Genomic DNA, 19,484 nt, shown 5'->3' with positions numbered 1-19,484 from the left:
GTTCAAACCCTCGGTTTGGCACTGGCAGCGGCGAAAAGCCCCTGCGGACGCAACAGCAGGACAAGGATGACAAGCGCGTAGAGAAAGGCATCGCGGAACGGCCGGGCCTCGGCGGGCAAAAGCGCCTGCAACGCCACAGAGGCCGCGCCAAGCGCGAAGCCGGCCGCGACCGCGCCGCCAAGGCTGCCCATGCCGCCGACCACGGTGGCGATGAAGGCCACCAGCATGATCTGGCCGCCCATGCGCACATCGGCCACGCCGGTCTGCGCCACAAGCACCAGCGCCACCGCCGCCGCAAGCGCCCCCGAAAGCGCAAACGCCCCCGAGATGACGGCGTTTGCCCGCACGCCCAAAAGCCGGGCCATGCCGAAATCCTCGGCCGCGGCGCGCATCTCAAGGCCGATGCGGGTATGGCGCAGCATCAGCGCAAGGGCCGCCAGCACCGCCAGCACCGCGCCGATCACGATCACCTGCAACAGCGGAACCGACGCCCCGGCGATCTGCACCGGACTGCCCAGTTCGGGCCATAGGCTCAGGGCCTTGGGCCGCCCGCCATAGCCGACCAGCAAGAGGTTCTGGATCACCACGCCAAGCGCGAAAGAGGCCACCATCAGCGCCACGGGGCTTGCGTTGCGCAGCGGCCGGAACACCAGCATCTCGGCCAGCACGGCAAGCGCCGCCCCCACCAGAAGGATCGCGGGCACAAGGATCGGCGCGGGGGCCGCCCCCAGCCCCATCACCGCGACCGCATCGGTCGAGGGTACGATCAGCGCAAAGACCGCGAAGGCGATGAACTGGCCATGCGCGAAATTGACCAGCTTCATCACCCCGAAGATCAGCGCGATTCCAAGGGCGGCCACCGCATAGATCCCGCCAAGCGACAAGGCGTCGAACAGAAGTTGCAAGGTCATGCCGCGGCCCCCTCTCCGAAATAGGCTTCCTTCAGCAGATCATGCTCGGCAAAGGCGGCGGCATCGCCATCGGCCGCGATACGTCCACCTCGCAGCAGGATCATGCGTCCGCCGACGCGGGCCGCGCGGGCCGAGCTTTGCTCGACGATCACAAGCGTGAGGCCGCGCAGGGCCTGCAAGGCGCAAAGCCGCTCATAGACCTCGTCCACCACCTTGGGCGCAAGGCCAAGGCTGGGCTCGTCCACCAGCATCAGCTTGGGATTGGTCATCAGCGCCCGGCCAATGGCGAGCATCTGCTGCTGCCCGCCCGACAGGGCCCCGGCATTGGCATGGCGCCGGTCGCCCAGAATAGGAAACGCCTCGTAGATCGTTGCCAGGTCGTCAGGGACAGAGCTGCGATCCCGGCGCAGGCCCACGCCCACCATCAGGTTTTCCTGCACGCTGAGCGCGCGGAAGATGCGTCGCCCCTCGGGCACCATCGAAAGGCCCCGCCGCGCGATCGCCTCGGGGACGCGGCCCGAAAGAATGTCGCCATCCATCTCGATCCGGCCATGCGCCGCGCGCACCTCGCCCGCGATCGCCCCCAGAAGCGAGGATTTGCCCGCCCCGTTCGGGCCGGAGATGAACAGACGCGCGCCTTCCGCGACATGAAAGGACACGTCGCGCAGCGCGGTCAGCTTGCCGTAACGGACGGAAAGGTCGAAAACTCCCAGCTTCGGCATCAGGCGGCCTCCGGTTCGGGGGCGTTGTGATCGGCGCCCAGATAGGCCTCGCGCACGGCGCGGCTGGCCAGGATCGCGGCACGGTCGCCCGCCTCGATCACCCGCCCGCCATCCAGCACGACGACATGGGCGCAGACCGACAGCACAAGGCCCACATTGTGCTCGATCAGCAGGACACCGATGCCCAGTTCGGTTGCGATGCGGCGGATCAGGGCGGCCAGATCCTCGGCCTCCGGCTCGGACATGCCGGCGGCGGGTTCGTCCAGCAGCAGGAAGCGCGGCTTGCCCATCAGCGCGCGCGCAATCGCCACGCGCCGCTCATCGGTATAGGGCAGGCCAGCGGCGGCGCGGCTTTGCAGATCGGAGATGCCGATCCAGTCCAGAAGCTCCAGCGCTTCAAGCTCGGCCGCGTGGCGGCTTTGCCCCAGACCCACGCCGGTCACGGCAAGGTTGTCCAGCACGTCGAGCCCGCCGAAAAGCCGCCCGGCCTGAAAACTGCGCGCCACACCGGCCCGGCGCAGCCGATGCGCGGACAACGCCGAAACATCCCTCGCCGCCAGCAGAACCCGTCCCGTGCTGGGCCGCTGAAACCCGGTCAGCACGTTCACGCAAGTGGTCTTGCCCGCCCCGTTCGGTCCGATCAGGCCGGTGACCAGCCCGGGCCCCAGCGACAGCGATACGTCGCTCAGGGCGTGGAAGCCGCCGAAGGCGACCCCCACCTTTTCCAGCGCGAGGGCCATGTCAGGCATCCTCGGTCACGGCTGCAGCCCGCACCGGGGGCTGCCCGGCCTCCTGGCCCAGCGTCAGGATATAGACCCCGGTCGCATCCAGTTCGGCCAGCCAGCCCGGTTCGATCACCAGCGTCGTGGTAACCTCCTGGATCACGGCCGGGCCGGAAATCCGGTCGCCCGCACCAAGCGCCGCGCCATCATAGACGGGGGTTTCATGCGGGATGCCCGACGCATCGAAGATCATCTCGCGCGTGCCGCGCAGCGCGGAATGCGCACCGTTTCCGGGGGCGATGGTCATCCGCGCGGGCTTGTCCACCGCGCCCGAGATCGCGCTTTCGACATTCACCACCTCGACGGCGGAATGCGGCTCGCAATAGGTGTAAAGCTCTTCGTGGCGGGCGTGGAAAGCGGCCTTCAGCCGTTCCAGCGCAGGTTCGTCGATGGGGAAGGGGTCAATGTCGACGGTGCATTCGTGAACCTGCCCGACATAGCGCATGTCCAGCGAACGGCGCACCGAGATGCGGTTGTCGTCGAAATCATCCCCGCGCAGATCGGCCACGCCGCGGGTTTCGAGCTGGTTGAACAGGCCATCGAGCTTTGCGGCAGCCTCGGCCCCTTCCAGACGCACGGGGGCGGGGGCCATGTAGTTGTATTTCACATCCGACAGGATCTGGCCGAAGGCGCAAAGCCCCGAGGCAAGCTTCGACACCATCACCTTGCGCACGCCCATTTCGCGCGCAAGCGCGGTGATATGCGCCCCCGTCGCGCCGCCCGCGCAGTTCAGCACGAAATCGCGCGGATCATAGCCCCGTTCGACCGAGACGCGGCGGATGGCGTTGACCATGTTGTTGTTGACGATGGTGAACATGCCATGCGCGGCCTGTTCCACGCTGATGCCAAGCGGATCGGCCAGATGCGTCCGGATCGCGCGGCGCGCCTTTTCAACGTTCAGCGGCAGCCGCCCGCCGACAAGCCCGTCGGGATTGAGATAGCCCAGAACCAGGTTCGCATCCGTCGTGGTGGGGCGGTCTCCGCCCTGGTCGTAGCAGGCCGGGCCGGGTTCCGAACCCGCCGATTGCGGCCCCATCTGCATCAGCCCCATCGAGTCGATCCAGCCGATCGAGCCGCCGCCCGCGCCCAGCGTCTCGACCTGGATCATCGGGATGCCGATGCGGTAGCGCAGGAAGTCGATGTTCTTCGACACATTGGCCTGCCCGTCGCGGGTCAGCGTGATGTCGAAGCTGGTGCCGCCCATATCGACGGTGATGATGTTCTTCAGATCCCAGGGCGCACCAAGGTAAAGCGCGGCCTGCGGGGCCGAGGCGGGGCCGGAATTGATTGCATAAACCGACTGGTCGGTGACGATCCGGCCAAGCGCCAGCCCACCGTTCGACTGGAAGTAGCGCACCGGCTGGCGCGCGCCGAGGCTTTGGAAATAGCCATCCACGGCCTGCACATAGCGTTGCAGGATCGGCGCAAGATAGGCGTTCACGATCGCGGTCGAGGTGCGGGTATATTCGCGCACCTGCGGGTAAAGCTGGCTGCCGATGGTCAGGTGCACATCGGGCATCATCTCGCGCACGATCTCGGCGGCGCGCAGCTCGTGCGCGGTATGCAGAACCGACCAGACGAACGAGATCGCCACCGATTCCACGCCCTCGCGGATGAAGTGGCGGCAGGCCTCGCGCACCTCGTCTTCGTTCAGGGGGGTGTGGACCGCCCCGGTCGAGATCACGCGCTCGCTGACGCCGCGACGCAGGTAGCGCGGCACGAGCATCGTGGCCGGCGGGTATTCCGGATCGTAGCGATAGCCGTCCTCCTTGTGGCCAAGGCGGATCTCGATGCTGTCCTCGTGGCCCTTGGTGGCGATCAGGCCGGTCTTCGCGCCGTTATGGGTGATCAGCGCGTTCAGCCCAACGGTGGTGCCGTTGATGCATAGATCCGCGTTCGACACGATCTGGGTGGGCGAAATGCCGGTTTCCTCTTCGATCAGGGCAAGCCCGTTGCGGATTGCGGCAGTCGGGTCCTTGGGGGTGGAGAGCGCCTTGAAGATGCGCACCTCGCCCTTGCGGTCGGCAAGGATGAAATCGGTGAAGGTGCCGCCGGCGTCGATGCCCAGACGATATTGGTTCTGCATGATGGGTTCCTTTGGGTTCAGGGACACCGGCCCCGGCCCTTGGCGGCCGAAGTGGCGGGGGGCTGTCTGCCCCCCGGACCCCCCGAGGATATTTGTGCAAAGGTGAGGGGGCCGGGTCGGTTCAGGTCAGGATCAGGCAGCGCGCAGGCGCGCGGTGGCCGCGTGATCGACGCTCAGGCTGTCTTGGTCGGTAATGACCACACCGTAATCGAGCCGGGCGCCCTCCAGGCTGACAAGGCCATTGCGCACGTCTTCGACAACGCTGCCGACCGGGCGCTCGAACGGGTTTCCGAAGCCGCCGCCGCCGGGATTGCGGTTGGCCGCACGTTCGCCCGGGTGGATGGTTTCGATCACGTTGTCGGTGATGATCTGGGTCTCGCCGCCGCGCGTGACCTCGAGCCGACCGACCTTGGGTGCGATCATGGTCGACTTCGCGCCGGCTGCGCCCATCGCTGGAATGCGCCGCCCTTCGCCGAAGGTGATGAGCGTCATCGGGCTGTCGAGCGGTTCGACCTCCCAGCAGGTGCCCGAGCCGCCGCGATGCTTGCCCGCGCCGCCCGAATCCTCCATCAGCGAATAGCGGTGGATGATGATCGGGTAGCTGTGTTCGAGCATCTCGATATCGCCCGAGGTGAGCGCGCCGAAGCAGCATTCCGGCCCGCAGGCGTGCCAGCCGTCCTGGCTGGCCGTCGCGCCCGCGCCCGAGATGATCGAGGCCAGCACCATGGTCACATATTCCTCGTCATGGCGTTTATCCCAGCCGGCAATGTTGCAGCCGTTGGCATGCCCCCAGCTGGCCGAAACCTTGTCGGGCGCGGCCTGTTCGAAGGCAAGCCGCACGGCATCAGTCAGGGTTTCCATGGGCGTGGTGGTGCAGTTCATGTGCGGCGCGGGGGATTTCGCATTACACAGCGTGCCCTTGGGCCCCATGTCGGTGGTGACGCAGCGATAGAGCCCCTCGTTATAGGGCGGTGGCAGCTGCGCGAACATCATCAGGCCGAGATAGACGCCCGAGTGGCTGTTGCCTTCGTAGCTGTTGATGAAATAGGGCACCTGCGGCGGCGAGGCGATCTCGATATGGCAGCCATCGCCCTTGATGGTGACGGTAGCCGTGATGTCGAAATCGCCAAAGCCGTGGCCCGCATCCTCAAGCACGGCGGTGCCGGTATAGGTGCCGTCGGGAACGCCTGCGATCAGCTTGCGCATATGCGCCTCGGCCATGTCCAGAAGCTCCGCGATGCAGTCCTGAACCACCTCCTTGCCGTATTTGTCCATGAGGTTGCGAAGATTGCGCGCGCCCACCTGGCAAGCACCGATCAACGCGTTGAAATCGCCTTCCTGATCGCGGCGGGCCCGCATGTTGGTCAAGAGAAGGTTCATCACGTCACGGCGCGGCTTGCCCTTGTCCCAAAGCTTGACGGGGGGAATGCGCAGCCCCTCGGCAAAGATCTCGGTGGCGTTCGGGTTGTAGCCCGCAGGCACCGGGCCGCCGATATCGGTCAGGTGGCCCTTGCAGACCGTCCAGAACACCAGCTCGCCCTGATAGAAGACCGGGTAATACATGCAGGTGTCGATGATATGGCTGCCGCCATAGGCCGGATCGTTATGCAAGATCAGGTCGCCCTCGTGGATGTCGCCCTCGAAAAAGCTGGCCACCGATTTCATCGCCGGGATCAGCGAGCCGAGGTGGATCGGGATATCCTGCCCTTGCAGGATCATCTCGGGTGTGTGGTTGAACAGCGCCGTGGAATAATCATGCGCAAGGTTGAACACCGAACTGCGCGCCGTTTGTTCCAGTGTCAGCGTCATTTCCCGCTGCGTGGTTTCCAGCACGCCGCGCACGACGGACAGGGTAATAGGATCGACCTTGCGTTTGCTCATCTGCAACTCCCTGAGGCGGCCGGGTTCAGGCACGTCATCAGGGCCAGCCCCTTGTCGGGACAGGTGCGAAGAACAGCTCCCTGAAACCGTGCCGGTTATCCGGCATCTGATTTGATCGCATCAGGCTGCCACGCGGCGGCGGTGCGGGCTTGCATCCCAGGGCGCGCTCTTTTGTCAATCCGTGCAGTTTCCTGCGGGATTTGACGCTGAGCGCACGGCTTTTTGCCGATCCGCGCATGATCGGTGGATCGGCACGAAATTTCCTTGCGCGAATCGCAAAGCTGGCCTTCGAATCGAAAAGCAATGCTATGGGAGCAGCGTTTGCATGGGATTGATTACGCAAAGCACGCAGGATGTTTCGCCGCCAAAGCGCGCCGGACGCTGGAGCGAGGTCATCTCGGAGGCGTACTTCCCCCTGCATTTGAGCTTTCGCGATCCCGCCCGTTTTTCGGGGCAGCTGGAGCGGCAGAGGCTGGGGCAGGTATCGCTGTCACGGCTGCGCACCGAACCGATGCAATATGAACGCCGCCCGGGCCACATCAGCGGCAGTTCGGACGAGGAATACCTTATCACCATCCCCCGCGTGGCCCCTGTCGAGTTCAACCAGCTTGGGCGCGAGGTGCGCTGCGATCCGGGCGGTTTCATCCTTGAGCGTGGGGACGAGCCCTACCGATTCTCTTATGCCGATGCGAACGACCTGTGCGTTCTCAAGGTTGCCCGGCCCGCGCTTTCGGAAAAGCTGCGCGACCCGGATCGGTTCTGCGCGCATGTCTTCAACGGGCGCGAAGGGATGGGGGGGCTGTTCACCACCATGGCGCGGCGGGTCATGCAGGATGCGCCGCTTGCCCCGGCCGGCGCATCGGACGAAAGCATATCGCGGATTTTGGGCCGGCATCTGATCGAATTGCTCTGCCTCACGCTCGATGCCCAGTCGGATCGGGACACCGGCGCCCGGTCGGCCGTGCGCGCGGCCCATCTTCGCCGCGCGCAGGAAGTGATCCGCCTGCGGCTGTCGGATGGCGATCTGTCTCCCGAAACGATCGCAGAGGCCTGCGGCATCTCGAAGCGCTACCTGCACGAGCTGTTCTCGGACGCCAACTGCACGGTATCGCAATATATCCGCGAGCAGCGCCTGATCGCCGCACGCGAATTGCTGGAACTTCCCGGGTCTCTGGCGATCGCCGAGATTGCCTATCGTTTCGGGTTCTCGGATCAGGCGCAGTTCTCGCGGCTGTTCAAGGCCGCGTTCAACGACACGCCCTCGGGCTACAGGGCGCGGGCGCGCGAACGCGCCGCGACCGGCGCAGGCCGCTAGCGGGCGCGCGACACGCGCTTGGCGCCGTCCCGGGGGCGGGTCAGGATCGGCCAGAACATCAGCGCGAACCCCGCAAAGCCCATGATCCACAGCGCTGCCGAAAGATGCAAAAGCCACGCCTGGCCAGGCGCAAGCCCCGCCGCGAAACGCAGGCAGACCCCGGCAAGCAGCAGCAGATAGGCCGCGCTCAGCCCCGGCCCGGCACGCAGCGGGCGCCCCGCATGGCCAAGGCTTGCGCGCGACATGACCGCCAGTGTCATCAGCCCGATCGCCCCGGCAAGCCAGACATGACGGGCCCCGGCCTGCGGCAAAAGCCCGAGCCCCGCCGCGCCCACAGCCAGAAAGCCAAGCGCCAGCATCGCATAGGCCACATGCAAAACCCACAAGAGCGGTTCTGCCCCCGTCCGGTGCCCCTGCCACCGCGACAGCCGCCACAGATGCGCACCCCCCGCGACAAGACAGGGCAGCGCCGCGGCATCGGGCGAGAGCACGAAGCACAGAAGGGTCGCCCCCGTCAGCCCGAGGATTGCACGATCCGCCCTGCCGAAAGGGGCCGGCAGCCAAGGGGATTTGCGCGCGGCCAGCCAGTTGCGGGTAAAGCTGGGAATGATGCGCCCGCCGATCAGCGCGATCAGCATCAGAACCGCCGCCAGCCCCAGCCGGAGGCCGTAGCCGTCCGAGGCGGCCGCACCCGACGCGGCCTCGGCATGAAACAGCCCGTTCGCGGCAAGGAATACCGCAAGCAGACCAAGAACCGGCAGGTTGCGCCAGTTGCTGCCTGCCACGACCTCTCGCGCCAGGGCCAGCCCCAAGACAAGGATCATGGCGCCATCGGCCAGCATCACCGGAAGCCAGGGCAGCCCGGCCGAAACCGCCACCGCCACGCGCCCAAGGACCCAAAGCGCCACCAGCCCCGCAAGCGGCCAGCCCACGATCGGCAGCCGCCCGGTCCAGTTCGGCACCGCCGTCAGAAGAAACCCGGCAATCACCGCCGAAAGGTAGCCGAAGACGAATTCATGCGCATGCCATGCGAAGGGATCGAACGCCGTCGGCAAGGGTGCATACCCGGCCAGCATGAAGATCCACAGCGCCATGGCCAGGGCTGCCCAGATCGCCGCAAGCAGGAAGAACGGGCGAAACCCGAAGCTCAGGATCGCCGGGCCGGTCCAGGCCCGCATGCGCTCGGTCGAGCTTACCATCTTGCCACCATCGGACGGGGCGGGGCCGGGATGCGCGGGTCGCTCATGCGGTCCCCCCGGCAAGCCGTTCCCGAAGGTAATCGCGCAGCACGGCGACATGGCTGTGTTCGGGCACCCTGGCCGCCGTCATCAGGGTCACGGGCCCCGCGCGGCACCAGTCAAGGCAGGTGGCCACCGCATCGGGCACCGCGGCCAGCTCGGCGCGGTAGCGCGGGGCGAAGCCGTCCCACCGGGCCGGATCGGCATGCAGCCAGCGGCGCAGATCATTGCTTGGGGTCAGCTCTTTCGGCCAGTGATCCGCCTTCAGCACGGCCTTTGAGATCCCGCGCGGCCAAAGCCGGTCAAGCAGCACGCGCAGGCCCTGCCCTGCCTGAGGGGGATCGTAGACCCGCGCGAGGTATATCGGATGGCCCATGATGCTCCGCGCCCTTGCGGTCGGGAAGCCGGCGCAGCCCGGCTTCTTCAATAGGTATGATACATACCTATTTATCGGGGCGTCAATGCAGCCCGATGCGTCACAAGGCCCGCAAAACCGGGGCTGGTCAGCGGGGCGGTTTATCTGGCAACCTGCCGCAGGAAGGGGGGAAGGGATCAGGCGCGCGCCGGTTGCACGGCGCCGCGGATCCGGGCCATGTGGCCAATGCCCCCGCCAAGGGCTGGAATTTGACGGGTGGGGCGATGAGTCACTTTCTCGGGGTTGATGTGGGAACGGGAAGCGCCCGGGCCGGCATATTCGATGCGGCGGGCCGGCTTGTGGCCACCGACAGCCACCCGATCGCAGCCACCCATCCGCGCGATACCTATGCCCAGCAAAGCTCTGCCGGGATCTGGGCGGCGGTCTGCCAGGCCACGCGGGGCGCCCTGCAAGGCTCTGGCCTGCCGGCATCCGCGATCCGGGGCATCGGGTTCGACGCAACCTGTTCGCTGGTGGTTTCGGGCGCCGGGGGCGTTCCGGTCAGCATCGACCCCGACGGCGCCGAGGGGCAGGACGTGATGCTCTGGATGGACCATCGCGCCCTTGCCGATGCCGCCGGGATCAACGCCATCGGCGGTGCGCCGCTGGCCCATGTCGGCGGGCGCATCTCGCCCGAGATGGAATTGCCCAAGCTTCGCTGGCTGAAGCGCGAGCGGCCCGAGGCATGGGCGCAGGCAACCCGGTTCTGGGATCTGCCCGACTGGCTGGTGCATCGCGCGACGGGGACCGAGCTGCGCTCGCTCTGCTCGACGGTGTGCAAATGGACCTATCTGGGCCATCTGGGCCAGGGCGGCGAAGGCTGGGACGACGCGTTCCTTGCGGCGATCGGGCTTGGCGATCTGGCGCGCGACGGCCATGCCGCGATCGGTGCGGCAATGGCGCCTCCGGGCACTCGGGCGGGGGGGCTTTCGCCGCAGGCCGCGCAAGAGCTTGGGCTGGGCCCCGGAACCGCCGTCTCGATCAGCCTGATCGACGCCCATGCCGGCGCCCTTGGCACGCTGGGGGTCGAAATGGCCGAGGGGCTGCCGGAACGGCGGCTTGCCGTGATTGCCGGCACCTCGAGCTGCCATATCGCGCTGTGCGACAAGGCGCTGTTCGTGCCGGGCGTCTGGGGGCCCTATTTCGGCGTGGTGCTGCCGGATCTCTGGGCGCTGGAAGGCGGGCAATCGGCGGCGGGGGCACTGCTGGATACGATCATCGCGCGGCACGGGGCCTCTGGTCCCCTGGCCGCGCAGGCCGGGGCCGAGGGACGGCGCATCAGCGATCTGATCGAATCCCATCTGGCGGGCATGGCGGCCGAAACCGCAACGCTGACCGCACGGCGCCACGTCCAGCCGGATTTCCACGGCAACCGCTCGCCGCTGGCGGAACCCTGGCGCAAGGGCGCGCTGGTGGGGCTTGGCCTTTCCACCGATCCTGACGATCTGGCGCTGGATTATCTGGCGGCGATGCAGGGGCTGGCCTATGGCACGCGCCAGATCATCGAGGCGATGCGGGCCGCCGGCGCCGCCGTGGATACCCTTGTGGTCAGCGGCGGCCTTGCGCGCAACGCCCTGTTCCTGCGCGAAAACGCCGATGCCACCGGCTGCCGGGTGGTGGTTCCCGACCAGCAGGAACCGGTCCTTCTGGGATGCGCGATGCTGGGCGCAGTGGCGTCGGGCGCGCAAACCGGCCTGACGCAGGCCATGGCCGCCATGGCGGGGGGCGGGCGCGTGATCGCCCCGCGCGGCGGCGAAATCGGCGCCTATCACGACAGGAAATACAGCGTCTTCAAGCGGATGCAGGCCGATTACGCCGCCTATGTCGCACTGATGGAAGGGGATGAGACATGACCAGGATAGCCCTTGTCGCCAGCGGCGACCTGCGCGAAAGCGCCAATCTGCAATGCTGGCCCGCGCAGTCCGCGATGGAGGCCCGGCTGGCCGAGGTGCTGGCCGAACGCGGGCACGAACTGATGCGCGCCCATCCCGTCAAGCCCGAGGGCCATGGCTTCATCGCCAGCCAGCGCGAGGGCATGGACATCTTTGCCGCGCTGAACCCGGAAATGCCGCTGATCGTGGCCGAGGCGGTCTGGCAATATTCGCACCATGTCCTGCCGGGCCTGACCTCGCATCGCGGCCCGATCCTGACGGTGGCGAACTGGTCGGGGCAGTGGCCGGGGCTTGTGGGGCTTCTCAATCTCAACGGCTCGCTGACCAAGGCGGGCGTGCCCTATGCGACGCTCTGGTCCGAACGCTTCGACGACGCCTTCTTCGCCGCCGGGCTGGACGAATGGCTTGCAACCGGAAAGATCCGCCATGACACCCGCCATGTCCGGCCCTTCGAGCACGCGGATCTTGCCCCCGAAGACCGCGCAACCGTTGCCGGGATCGCGCAGGATCTGCGGCGCAACAAGGCGATTCTTGGCGTTTTCGACGAGGGCTGCATGGGGATGTATAACGCGATCATCCCCGACGAGCTTCTGATGCCACTTGGCATCTTCAAGGAGCGGCTGTCGCAATCGGCCCTGTATCACGCCACCCTTCAGGTGCCCGAGGCCGAGGGCCGCGCCGTTCTTGACTGGATGCGCGCGCGCGGGATGATCTTCCACCTGGGGACCGATCCGGCGACCGAGCTGACCGAGGCGCAGGTGATCGACCAGTGCCGGATGTATGTCGCCGCCGTGCGGCTGGCCGACAGCTTCGGCTGCGAGGCGATCGGCATCCAGTATCAGCAAGGGTTGAAGGATCTTCTGCCCGCCTCGGATCTGGTCGAGGGGATGCTGAACAATGACGACCGCCCGCCCGTCACCCGCGCGGACGGATCGCTCATCCGTCCGGGCCGGGCCATCGTGCATTTCAACGAGGTGGACGAATGCGCGGCGCTTGACGGGCTGCTGATCAACCGGCTGCACCGCGCCCTTGGCGAGCCGGTCGAGACCACGCTGCACGACCTGCGCTGGGGCGGGGCGGATGCCTCGGGCAGCCGCGACGATTTCGTCTGGGTGTTCGAGATTTCGGGCGCCGCGCCCCCCGCGCACCATCCCGGTGGCTGGGCGGGTTCGGAAAGCCTGCGCCAGCCGCCCATGTTCTTTCCCGCCGGGGGCGGCACGCTGCGCGGCGTCGCCCGCGCAGGAGAGATTATCTGGTCGCGCATCTTCATCGAGGGCGGCGCGCTGCACATGGATATCGGGCGCGGGCAGGCGGTCGATCTGCCACCGGAGGAGCTGCGCCGCCGGTCCGAGGGCACGAACCGCGAATGGCCGATGATGAACGCCGTACTGACCGGTGTCAGCCGCGACCAGATGATGGCCCGCCACAAAGCCAACCATATCCAAGTGGTCTATGCCAGTTCGGCCGAGGGCGCCGACCGCGCGATGGCGGCCCGCGCGGCACTTGCGCAAGAGCTTGGGATCAAGGTCTGGCTTTGCGGCACCTGACCGCCCGCACCCGTGGGCGGGGGATCAGAAATCGAGGTTCTCGACGCTCAGCGCGTTTTGCTGGATGAATTCCCGGCGCGGTTCGACCACGTCGCCCATCAGCTTGCTGAACAGATCCTCGGCCTCGGCGACATCCTCGATCCGCACCTGCAAAAGCGTGCGCGCGGTGGGATCGAGCGTGGTTTCCCAAAGCTGTTCGGGGTTCATCTCGCCCAGGCCCTTGTAGCGCTGAAGCGACAGGCCTTTTTCGCCCTCTTGCAGGATCGCGCTCAAAAGCTCGATCGGGCCATGGATCACCTGCTCGCGGTCCTTGCGCAGAAGGCGCGCGGGCTGGGAATAGGTTTCCTGCAAGGAGTCGGTATGGGTTGCCAGACGCCGCGCCTCGCCCGAGCGCAGGATCGGACCGTCAAGCGTGCGCGCCTCTTCCACGCCGCGCAGCGAACGCGTGAAGCGCAGCCCGTGATCCTGCGTCGGGCGGCCGGCCCAGCCCCGTTCGTATTCCACCGCCACGGCATCGAGGCGTTCGGCGACCCGGTCGGCCACGCCCTGGGCATCGGCGTCGATGCGCCCCGGAACCAGCGCCCCGGCAATCGCCGCCTGTTCGATGATGTGCTGCGGATAATGCGTCGGGAAGGCCTGAAGGATCCGGCGCACCACGCGCGCCTCATCGACCAGCCGGGCCAGATCGGCGCCGGTGATCTCTTCTCCGCTGCCAAGGCGCAGGATCGCGCCCTCGATCCCCTGCTGGGCCAGGTAATCCTCAAGCGCGGACTGGTCTTTCAGATAGACCTCGGACTTGCCGCGGCTGACCTTGTAAAGCGGCGGCTGCGCGATATAGAGATAGCCCGCCTCGATCAGGTCGGGCATCTGGCGGAAGAAGAAGGTCAGAAGCAGCGTTCGGATATGCGCGCCGTCGACATCCGCATCCGTCATGATGATGATCTTGTGATAGCGCGCCTTCGCCAGATTGAACTCGTCCCGGCCGATGCCTGTGCCAAGCGCGGTGATCAGCGTGCCGATCATGTCGCTCGAGAGCATCCGGTCGAACCGCGCGCGTTCCACGTTCAGAATCTTGCCGCGCAGGGGCAGCACCGCCTGGTTCTGGCGCGAACGGCCCTGCTTGGCCGATCCGCCGGCCGAGTCACCCTCGACGATGAAAAGTTCGGACAGCGCGGGGTCCTTTTCCTGGCAATCCGCCAGCTTGCCGGGCAGCGAGGCCACATCCATCGCCGTCTTGCGCCGGGTCAGTTCGCGCGCCTTGCGGGCCGCTTCGCGCGCAAGCGCCGCCTCGATGATCTTGCCGACGATCATCCTTGCCTCGGCGGGATGTTCCTCGAACCATTCGGACAGCTTCTCGTTCACAAGGTTCTCGACCGCCGGGCGCACCTCGGACGAGACCAGCTTGTCCTTGGTCTGGCTGGAGAATTTCGGATCGGGCACTTTCACCGAAAGCACGCAGGTCAGCCCCTCGCGCGCATCGTCGCCGGTGAATTCCACCTTCTCCTTCTTGGCGATCCCCGAGGATTGCGCATAGTTGTTGATGGTCCGGGTCAGCGCGCCGCGCAGGCCCGCAAGGTGGGTGCCGCCATCGCGCTGCGGGATGTTGTTGGTGAAGGGCAGCACGGTTTCGTGGTAGCTGTCGTTCCACCACATCGCCACCTCGACGCCGATGCCGCGCACCTCGCCGGTCATATAGATCGGCTCCGGCATGACCGCGCTTTTCGAGCGGTCGATATATTTCACGAATTCGCGCACGCCACCTTCGTAGAACAGCTCGGTTTGCAGCAGCTCGGCGCCGCGATTGTCCTCGATAATGATGCGCACGCCCGAATTCAGGAAGGCCAGCTCGCGCAGCCGGGTTTCCAGCGTCTTGAAGCTGTAATCGAGGTTGGAAAACGTGCCCTCGGGGCTTGTCGTTCTGGACGAGGCCATGAAGCGCACCTCGGTGCCCTTCTCGCCGGGGGCATCGCCCACCTCATGCACATGAACGGTGCATTCGCCATGTTCGAACCGGGCGAAGTATTCCTTGTCATTGCGCCAGACGCGCAGTTCGAGCCAGTCCGACAGTGCGTTCACCACCGAGACGCCGACACCGTGCAACCCGCCCGAAACCTTGTAGGCATTGCCGCCTTCGTCGGTATTGTTGAATTTGCCGCCGGCATGCAGCTGGGTCATGATGACCTCGGCGGCCGAGACGCCCTCTTCGGGGTGCATGTCGACCGGAATCCCGCGCCCGTTATCGCGCACCGAGACCGAACTGTCGGCATGAATCCTGACGCGCACGAAATCGGCATGGCCGGCAAGCGCCTCGTCGATGCCGTTATCGACGACCTCATAGACCATGTGATGCAGGCCCGACCCGTCATCGGTGTCACCGATATACATGCCCGGGCGTTTGCGCACGGCCTCCAGGCCCTTGAGAACCTTGATGGAATCTGCGCCGTATTCGTTCGGCTTCTGGCTCTTGTCGCTCATGCCCGCTCGTCCTGTCTGCTGTTGCCGTCTTATAGGGTCTCGGGCGCGCAATGTCACGCGATAGACACAAGATTTAGCGGTGACGCGGCATCGCTCAGGCATTCTCTGGCAGCGTCAGGCTGCCATCGGGGGCAAGCGGCCAGAACGGGTTCATCGCCAGTTCCCAGACATGGCCGTCAGGATCGGCGAAATAGCCCGAATACCCGCCCCAGAATACGTCATGCGGCGCCTTGAGCGGCGTGGCCCCGGCGCCCAGCGCGCGCCGATAGGCAAGGTCCACCGCGTCGCGGGTATCGAAATTCTGCGCCAGCGTGACGGCGCCGGTGCCAAGGGGCGCGTCGGGGCGGCCCTGATCCTTGGCCAGGTCGGCCAGCCCGAACAACCCAAGCGCCAGCCCGTTCATCTGATAGAAGACCACGCCTTCGGCCGCGCTCGCAGGCTGCCAACCAAGCGCGTGATAGAAGGCGCGGGCACGGGCCAGATCGGCCACGCCAAGGGTTATCAGGGTCACGCGCTGCACGGGATGGTTCATGGCCGGTCCTCCACACGGACAACCGAGGTTCCACCGGACTCGGTCACCTCAAGATAATAGCCGCGCGGCCCGAGCGAGTCGAAAAGTTCCACACCCGTGCCGGTCATGAATGTCTGGGCATCGAGCGCGCAGATCTCGTCGTAAAGTGCGGCGCGGCGGTCGGCATCGAGATGGGCGGCCACCTCGTCAAGCAGAAGCACCACGCCCTCGCCCGCTAGGGCCCGCGCATTCGCCAGCATGACCGAGATCAGCAGCGCCTTCTGCTCTCCGGTCGAGCAATGCGCGGCGGGCATGTCCTTGGCGGCGAAGACCGCGCCCAGATCCGCGCGATGCGGCCCCTCCAGCGTGCGCCCCGCCGCCATGTCGCGCGCGCGCCCCTCGGCCAGGGCCGCGGCCAGATCTGCGGGGCCCTGGTTTTCGATGCCGAGCGTGGCGGCGGGAAAGGCCGTCGCGGCACCCTCCTGCGCGGCGCGGACATGTTCCAGCGCAAGGGCGCGATTGGCCATGATGCGCTGCGCCTCTTCGCCCATGCGGGCCTCGAGCGCGCCATACCAATGCGCATCGCGCACCATGTCCTTCAGCAGGCGGTTGCGATCGCGCATCGCCTTTTCATAGGCCAGGGTCGCATCGGCATGATCGGGCACGAAGGACAGCGTCATGCGGTCAAGGAAGCGCCGCCGCCCCTCGGCGCCCTCGATCCACAGCCGGTCCATCGCGGGCACCAGCCACAGCACACGCAAAAGCCGCCCGAGCGCGACCTGCCGCGCCACCTTGCCATCCACCAGAACCTCGCGCGGCTGGCCCGGCAGCGCGCTGGTTTCAATCTCGTGCCCGTCCACGGTTGCGCGCAGCTTCCAGCCCACGGCCTCGTCGCGGCGCATCAGATCCTCTGACGCGGCGCGGCGCAGTCCGCGCCCCGGCGACAACAGCGAAATAGCTTCCAGAAGGTTGGTCTTGCCCGCGCCGTTCGGCCCGTAGATCGCCACGGGCCGGCGATCGAATTGCAACCCCACCCGCCGGTGCGAGCGGAATTGCAGAAGCGTCAGGTCGGTCAGCACGGGCCCGTCCCTTCACCCCTTTCGGCGCAATGTCGACCCGCGCGAAACGGGGTCACACGCGCATCGGCATCACGACATAGACCGCCGAGGTGTCGTTGCCCTCGCGCATCAGGGTCGGATCGCCCGATGAGTTGAACAGGAAGACCGCGTTCTCACGATCCACCTGGCTTGCGATCTCAAGCAGGTATTTCGCGTTGAAGCCGATCTCCAGCCGCTCGTCGCCATAGGCCACGGCCAGTTCTTCCTCGGCCGCCCCCGAATCCGGGGCATTGACCGAAAGCACCAAGCGATCTTCGTCAAGGCTCAGCTTGACCGCGCGGCTGCGCTCGGACGAGACGGTGGCGACACGGTCGACCGCCTTGGCGAACTCGGCCGCGTCCACCTCGAGCCGGCGCGTGTTGCCGACCGGGATCACGCGGGTATAGTCGGGGAAGGTGCCGTCGATGACCTTCGAGGTCAGCGTGATGGCGGGTGTTGCGAACCGCACCTTGGTCTCGGACACCGAAACTGCGATCTGCGCATCGTCATCGTCCAGAAGCTTGCGCAATTCCCCCACCGTCTTGCGCGGCACGATCACGCCGGGCATGCCCTGCGCGCCATCGGGCAGGGCCGCGTCGATCCGGGCAAGGCGGTGGCCGTCGGTCGCCACGCAGCGCAGCGCCGGCCCGTCCTCGCCCTGCGCCACATGCATGTAGACGCCGTTGAGGTAATAGCGCGTCTCTTCGGTCGAGATTGCGAATTTCGACTTATCGAACAGGCGGCGCAGCTCGGCCGCCCTGGCCGAGAAATTCGCCGTGTATTCCGAGCTTGCCATGACCGGAAAATCTTCCTTGGGCAGCGTGGCAAGGTTGAAGCTCGACCGCCCGGCCTGCACCGACAGACGCCCCGCGGCGGCATCGTCGGACAGCTGGATCAGCGCCCCGTCGGGCAGTTTGCGCACGATTTCATGCAGCATCACCGCCGAAACCGTCGTCGCCCCGGCTCGTTCGACCTGCGCATGCGCCTTGTCGACGACCTCGATATCCAGATCGGTGGCGCGGAAGGAAACGGTGTCGCCCTCGGCCTCGATCAGCACATTCGCCAGAATCGGGATCGTGTTGCGCCGCTCGACGACCGACTGAGCCTGAGCGACGGCTTTCAGAAGCGCGGCGCGTTCGATGCTGATCTTCATTTCCATCCCCCAAAGATGCCGGGAGCGGAAAACTACCAGTTTTCCGCTCAGGCTCAAGATTTTTCAGGACATTCGGCCGCTTTGCCGCGGCCGTCAAGGCTCAGGACTCAAGTAGCCGCCGCAACATGTTGATATCTTCGGCCAGTTGCTGATCCGCATCCTGCAACTCTTCGACCTTTCGCACACCGTGCATGATGGTGGTGTGGTCGCGCCCGCCGAAGCGGCGGCCGATCTCGGGCAGGCTGCGCGTCGTCATCTGCTTGGCCAGGAACATCGCCACCTGACGTGGCCGCGCGATGGTGCGCTGACGTTTCGGCCCGATCAGATCGGACAGGCGCACGTTGTAATGCTCGGCCACCTTGCGCTGGATCTCCTCGATCGTCACCTTGCGGTCCGAGGCACGCAGGATATCGACCAGGCATTCCTGCGCCAGATCCAGCGTGATCTCGCGCCCGACAAGCGAGGCGAAGGCGAAAAGCCGCGTCAGCGCGCCTTCCAGAACCCGCACATTCGTGGTGATGCGATGGGCAAGGAATTCCAGCACGCCATCGGCCAGCTTCAGCCCGCCATATTGCGCCTGATAGGCCTCGGCCTTGGTTTGCAGGATCCCCAGGCGCAATTCGTAATCCGTCGGGTGCAGATCGACCACCAGGCCGCATTGCAGACGCGACTTGATGCGATCCTCAAGGTCCTTGATCTCTCCGGGCGCGCGGTCGGCGGAAATGACGATCTGCTTTTGCTGATCGACCAGCGCATTGAACGTATGGAAGAATTCCTCTTGGGTGCTGTCCTTGCCGGCGATGAACTGCACGTCATCGACCATCAGCACGTCGACCGAGCGGAACATCTCCTTGAAATCCATGATCTGACGCTCGCGCAGGGCCTGCACGAAGCGATACATGAACTGCTCGGCGGAAAGATAAAGGACGCGCAGATCGGCCCGGCGGGTCTGAAGCTCATGCGCGATGGCGTGCATCAGGTGGGTCTTGCCAAGCCCGACGCCGCCATAAAGGAAAAGCGGATTGAAGGTCACGGGGCCGCCCTCGGCCACGCGGCGCGCGGCGGCATGGGCCAGCTCGTTCGGCTTGCCGACCACGAAGCTGTCGAAGGTGAACCGCGCATCAAGCGGCGCACCGGGCAGATCGCCGGCATCGGCCACGCGCGCGGGTTTCCTGGGCGCTGCGGCGCGCGGCGCGGCGGGTTTGGGCGCGGGCGCATTCTCGGGCACTCGAATCTCGACCCGTTCGACCGCAACGCCGTGCTTTTCAAGCTCGCGCCGGATATGTTCCGAGAAGTTCCGCGACACCCAGTCACGCATGAACTTGGTGGGCGCGTCGAAGCGGATGATGCCGTCGGACAGACCGTTCAGGCGAAGAGGCTCGATCCAGGTGGTGAAGTTGTTCTTGCCCACCGACTTGAGAAGTTCATCGCGTACCCGCCCCCAGGTTTCCTCGGTCAT

Annotated in this window: 15 protein-coding genes; 3 read left to right on the top strand and 12 right to left on the bottom strand. The window is 66.2% G+C overall.

The annotated features are described in order from the left end of the window. Nucleotides 1–2: 2 nt before the first annotated feature. The 5 genes from AC4PTO_RS00075 to capB all read right to left on the bottom strand — a co-directional run bounded on the left by AC4PTO_RS00075 (nt 3) and on the right by capB (nt 6,382). Nucleotides 3–911, bottom strand: a complete 909-nt coding sequence (locus AC4PTO_RS00075; protein ID WP_492730728.1) for a branched-chain amino acid ABC transporter permease — start codon at nt 909–911, stop codon at nt 3–5. After that, the gene (locus AC4PTO_RS00070) at nt 908–1,633 is read right to left on the bottom strand and encodes an ABC transporter ATP-binding protein (protein WP_492730726.1); all 726 of its coding nucleotides are present in this window, start codon (nt 1,631–1,633) and stop codon (nt 908–910) included. The genes AC4PTO_RS00075 and AC4PTO_RS00070 overlap by 4 nt, the downstream gene beginning before the upstream one ends. Beyond that, a complete protein-coding gene (locus AC4PTO_RS00065) occupies nt 1,633–2,373 on the bottom strand; it encodes an ABC transporter ATP-binding protein (protein WP_492730724.1) in 741 nt (246 codons plus the stop codon). The genes AC4PTO_RS00070 and AC4PTO_RS00065 overlap by 1 nt, the downstream gene beginning before the upstream one ends. A gap of 1 nt (nt 2,374) precedes the next feature. After that, on the bottom strand, nt 2,375–4,501 hold the full coding sequence (gene capA / locus AC4PTO_RS00060; protein WP_492730722.1) for a caprolactamase subunit alpha: 2,127 nt from the start codon (nt 4,499–4,501) through the stop codon (nt 2,375–2,377). 132 nt (nt 4,502–4,633) lie between these two features. Then, on the bottom strand, nt 4,634–6,382 hold the full coding sequence (gene capB / locus AC4PTO_RS00055) for a caprolactamase subunit beta (protein ID WP_492730720.1): 1,749 nt from the start codon (nt 6,380–6,382) through the stop codon (nt 4,634–4,636). 325 nt (nt 6,383–6,707) lie between these two features. On the opposite strand from capB, the gene AC4PTO_RS00050 reads away from it, so the two are divergent. Beyond that, nucleotides 6,708–7,697 carry an AraC-like ligand-binding domain-containing protein gene (locus tag AC4PTO_RS00050; RefSeq protein WP_492730718.1) on the top strand — a complete coding sequence of 330 codons (990 nt, stop codon included), beginning with the start codon at nt 6,708–6,710 and terminating at the stop codon, nt 7,695–7,697. Here AC4PTO_RS00050 and AC4PTO_RS00045 read toward each other — a convergent pair. Beyond that, on the bottom strand, nt 7,694–8,896 hold the full coding sequence (locus AC4PTO_RS00045; RefSeq protein ID WP_492730716.1) for an NnrS family protein: 1,203 nt from the start codon (nt 8,894–8,896) through the stop codon (nt 7,694–7,696). The genes AC4PTO_RS00050 and AC4PTO_RS00045 overlap by 4 nt on opposite strands. Before the next feature lie 43 nt (nt 8,897–8,939). Further along, complete coding sequence (locus tag AC4PTO_RS00040) at nt 8,940–9,311, bottom strand: DUF488 domain-containing protein (RefSeq protein WP_492730714.1); 372 nt, start codon at nt 9,309–9,311, stop codon at nt 8,940–8,942. Nucleotides 9,312–9,574: 263 nt separating this feature from the next. Between AC4PTO_RS00040 and AC4PTO_RS00035 the strand changes: the two genes are divergently transcribed. Beyond that, nucleotides 9,575–11,203, top strand: coding sequence for an FGGY-family carbohydrate kinase (locus AC4PTO_RS00035; RefSeq protein ID WP_492730712.1), 1,629 nt, complete (start codon nt 9,575–9,577; stop codon nt 11,201–11,203). Next, nucleotides 11,200–12,789: a fucose isomerase gene (locus tag AC4PTO_RS00030; protein WP_492730710.1), complete on the top strand. Its 1,590-nt coding sequence runs from the start codon at nt 11,200–11,202 to the stop codon at nt 12,787–12,789. The genes AC4PTO_RS00035 and AC4PTO_RS00030 overlap by 4 nt, the downstream gene beginning before the upstream one ends. A 24-nt stretch (nt 12,790–12,813) precedes the next feature. Here AC4PTO_RS00030 and gyrB read toward each other — a convergent pair whose 3' ends face one another. The 5 genes from gyrB to dnaA form a co-directional block, all read right to left on the bottom strand. Beyond that, nucleotides 12,814–15,264, bottom strand: coding sequence for a DNA topoisomerase (ATP-hydrolyzing) subunit B (gene gyrB / locus AC4PTO_RS00025; RefSeq protein WP_492730708.1), 2,451 nt, complete (start codon nt 15,262–15,264; stop codon nt 12,814–12,816). Nucleotides 15,265–15,358: 94 nt separating this feature from the next. After that, nucleotides 15,359–15,796, bottom strand: a complete 438-nt coding sequence (locus AC4PTO_RS00020; RefSeq protein ID WP_492730706.1) for a VOC family protein — start codon at nt 15,794–15,796, stop codon at nt 15,359–15,361. Then, nucleotides 15,793–16,854, bottom strand: a complete 1,062-nt coding sequence (recF, locus tag AC4PTO_RS00015; protein ID WP_492730704.1) for a DNA replication/repair protein RecF — start codon at nt 16,852–16,854, stop codon at nt 15,793–15,795. The genes AC4PTO_RS00020 and recF overlap by 4 nt, the downstream gene beginning before the upstream one ends. 52 nt (nt 16,855–16,906) lie before the next feature. Next, nucleotides 16,907–18,025 carry a DNA polymerase III subunit beta gene (gene dnaN / locus AC4PTO_RS00010; RefSeq protein WP_492730702.1) on the bottom strand — a complete coding sequence of 373 codons (1,119 nt, stop codon included), beginning with the start codon at nt 18,023–18,025 and terminating at the stop codon, nt 16,907–16,909. Between the two features lie 100 nt (nt 18,026–18,125). Beyond that, nucleotides 18,126–19,484 carry a chromosomal replication initiator protein DnaA gene (gene dnaA, locus AC4PTO_RS00005; RefSeq protein WP_492730700.1) on the bottom strand — a complete coding sequence of 453 codons (1,359 nt, stop codon included), beginning with the start codon at nt 19,482–19,484 and terminating at the stop codon, nt 18,126–18,128.

The sequence above is a fragment of the Rhodobacter maritimus genome, from assembly GCF_058747975.1.
The sequence above is the reverse complement of the archived record's forward strand: the minus strand, read 5'-3'. Positions and strand labels throughout refer to the sequence as shown.

Coding starts and splice junctions, on each gene's coding strand:
- gyrB (WP_492730708.1), bottom strand. CDS start 15,264: ATGAGCGACAAGAGCCAGAAGCCGAACGAATACGGCGCAGATTCCATC.
- AC4PTO_RS00045 (WP_492730716.1), bottom strand. CDS start 8,896: ATGGTAAGCTCGACCGAGCGCATGCGGGCCTGGACCGGCCCGGCGATC.
- capB (WP_492730720.1), bottom strand. CDS start 6,382: ATGAGCAAACGCAAGGTCGATCCTATTACCCTGTCCGTCGTGCGCGGC.
- AC4PTO_RS00020 (WP_492730706.1), bottom strand. CDS start 15,796: ATGAACCATCCCGTGCAGCGCGTGACCCTGATAACCCTTGGCGTGGCC.
- AC4PTO_RS00070 (WP_492730726.1), bottom strand. CDS start 1,633: ATGCCGAAGCTGGGAGTTTTCGACCTTTCCGTCCGTTACGGCAAGCTG.
- dnaA (WP_492730700.1), bottom strand. CDS start 19,484: ATGACCGAGGAAACCTGGGGGCGGGTACGCGATGAACTTCTCAAGTCG.
- AC4PTO_RS00065 (WP_492730724.1), bottom strand. CDS start 2,373: ATGGCCCTCGCGCTGGAAAAGGTGGGGGTCGCCTTCGGCGGCTTCCAC.
- AC4PTO_RS00075 (WP_492730728.1), bottom strand. CDS start 911: ATGACCTTGCAACTTCTGTTCGACGCCTTGTCGCTTGGCGGGATCTAT.
- AC4PTO_RS00050 (WP_492730718.1), top strand. CDS start 6,708: ATGGGATTGATTACGCAAAGCACGCAGGATGTTTCGCCGCCAAAGCGC.
- capA (WP_492730722.1), bottom strand. CDS start 4,501: ATGCAGAACCAATATCGTCTGGGCATCGACGCCGGCGGCACCTTCACC.
- AC4PTO_RS00030 (WP_492730710.1), top strand. CDS start 11,200: ATGACCAGGATAGCCCTTGTCGCCAGCGGCGACCTGCGCGAAAGCGCC.
- AC4PTO_RS00040 (WP_492730714.1), bottom strand. CDS start 9,311: ATGGGCCATCCGATATACCTCGCGCGGGTCTACGATCCCCCTCAGGCA.
- dnaN (WP_492730702.1), bottom strand. CDS start 18,025: ATGAAGATCAGCATCGAACGCGCCGCGCTTCTGAAAGCCGTCGCTCAG.
- AC4PTO_RS00035 (WP_492730712.1), top strand. CDS start 9,575: ATGAGTCACTTTCTCGGGGTTGATGTGGGAACGGGAAGCGCCCGGGCC.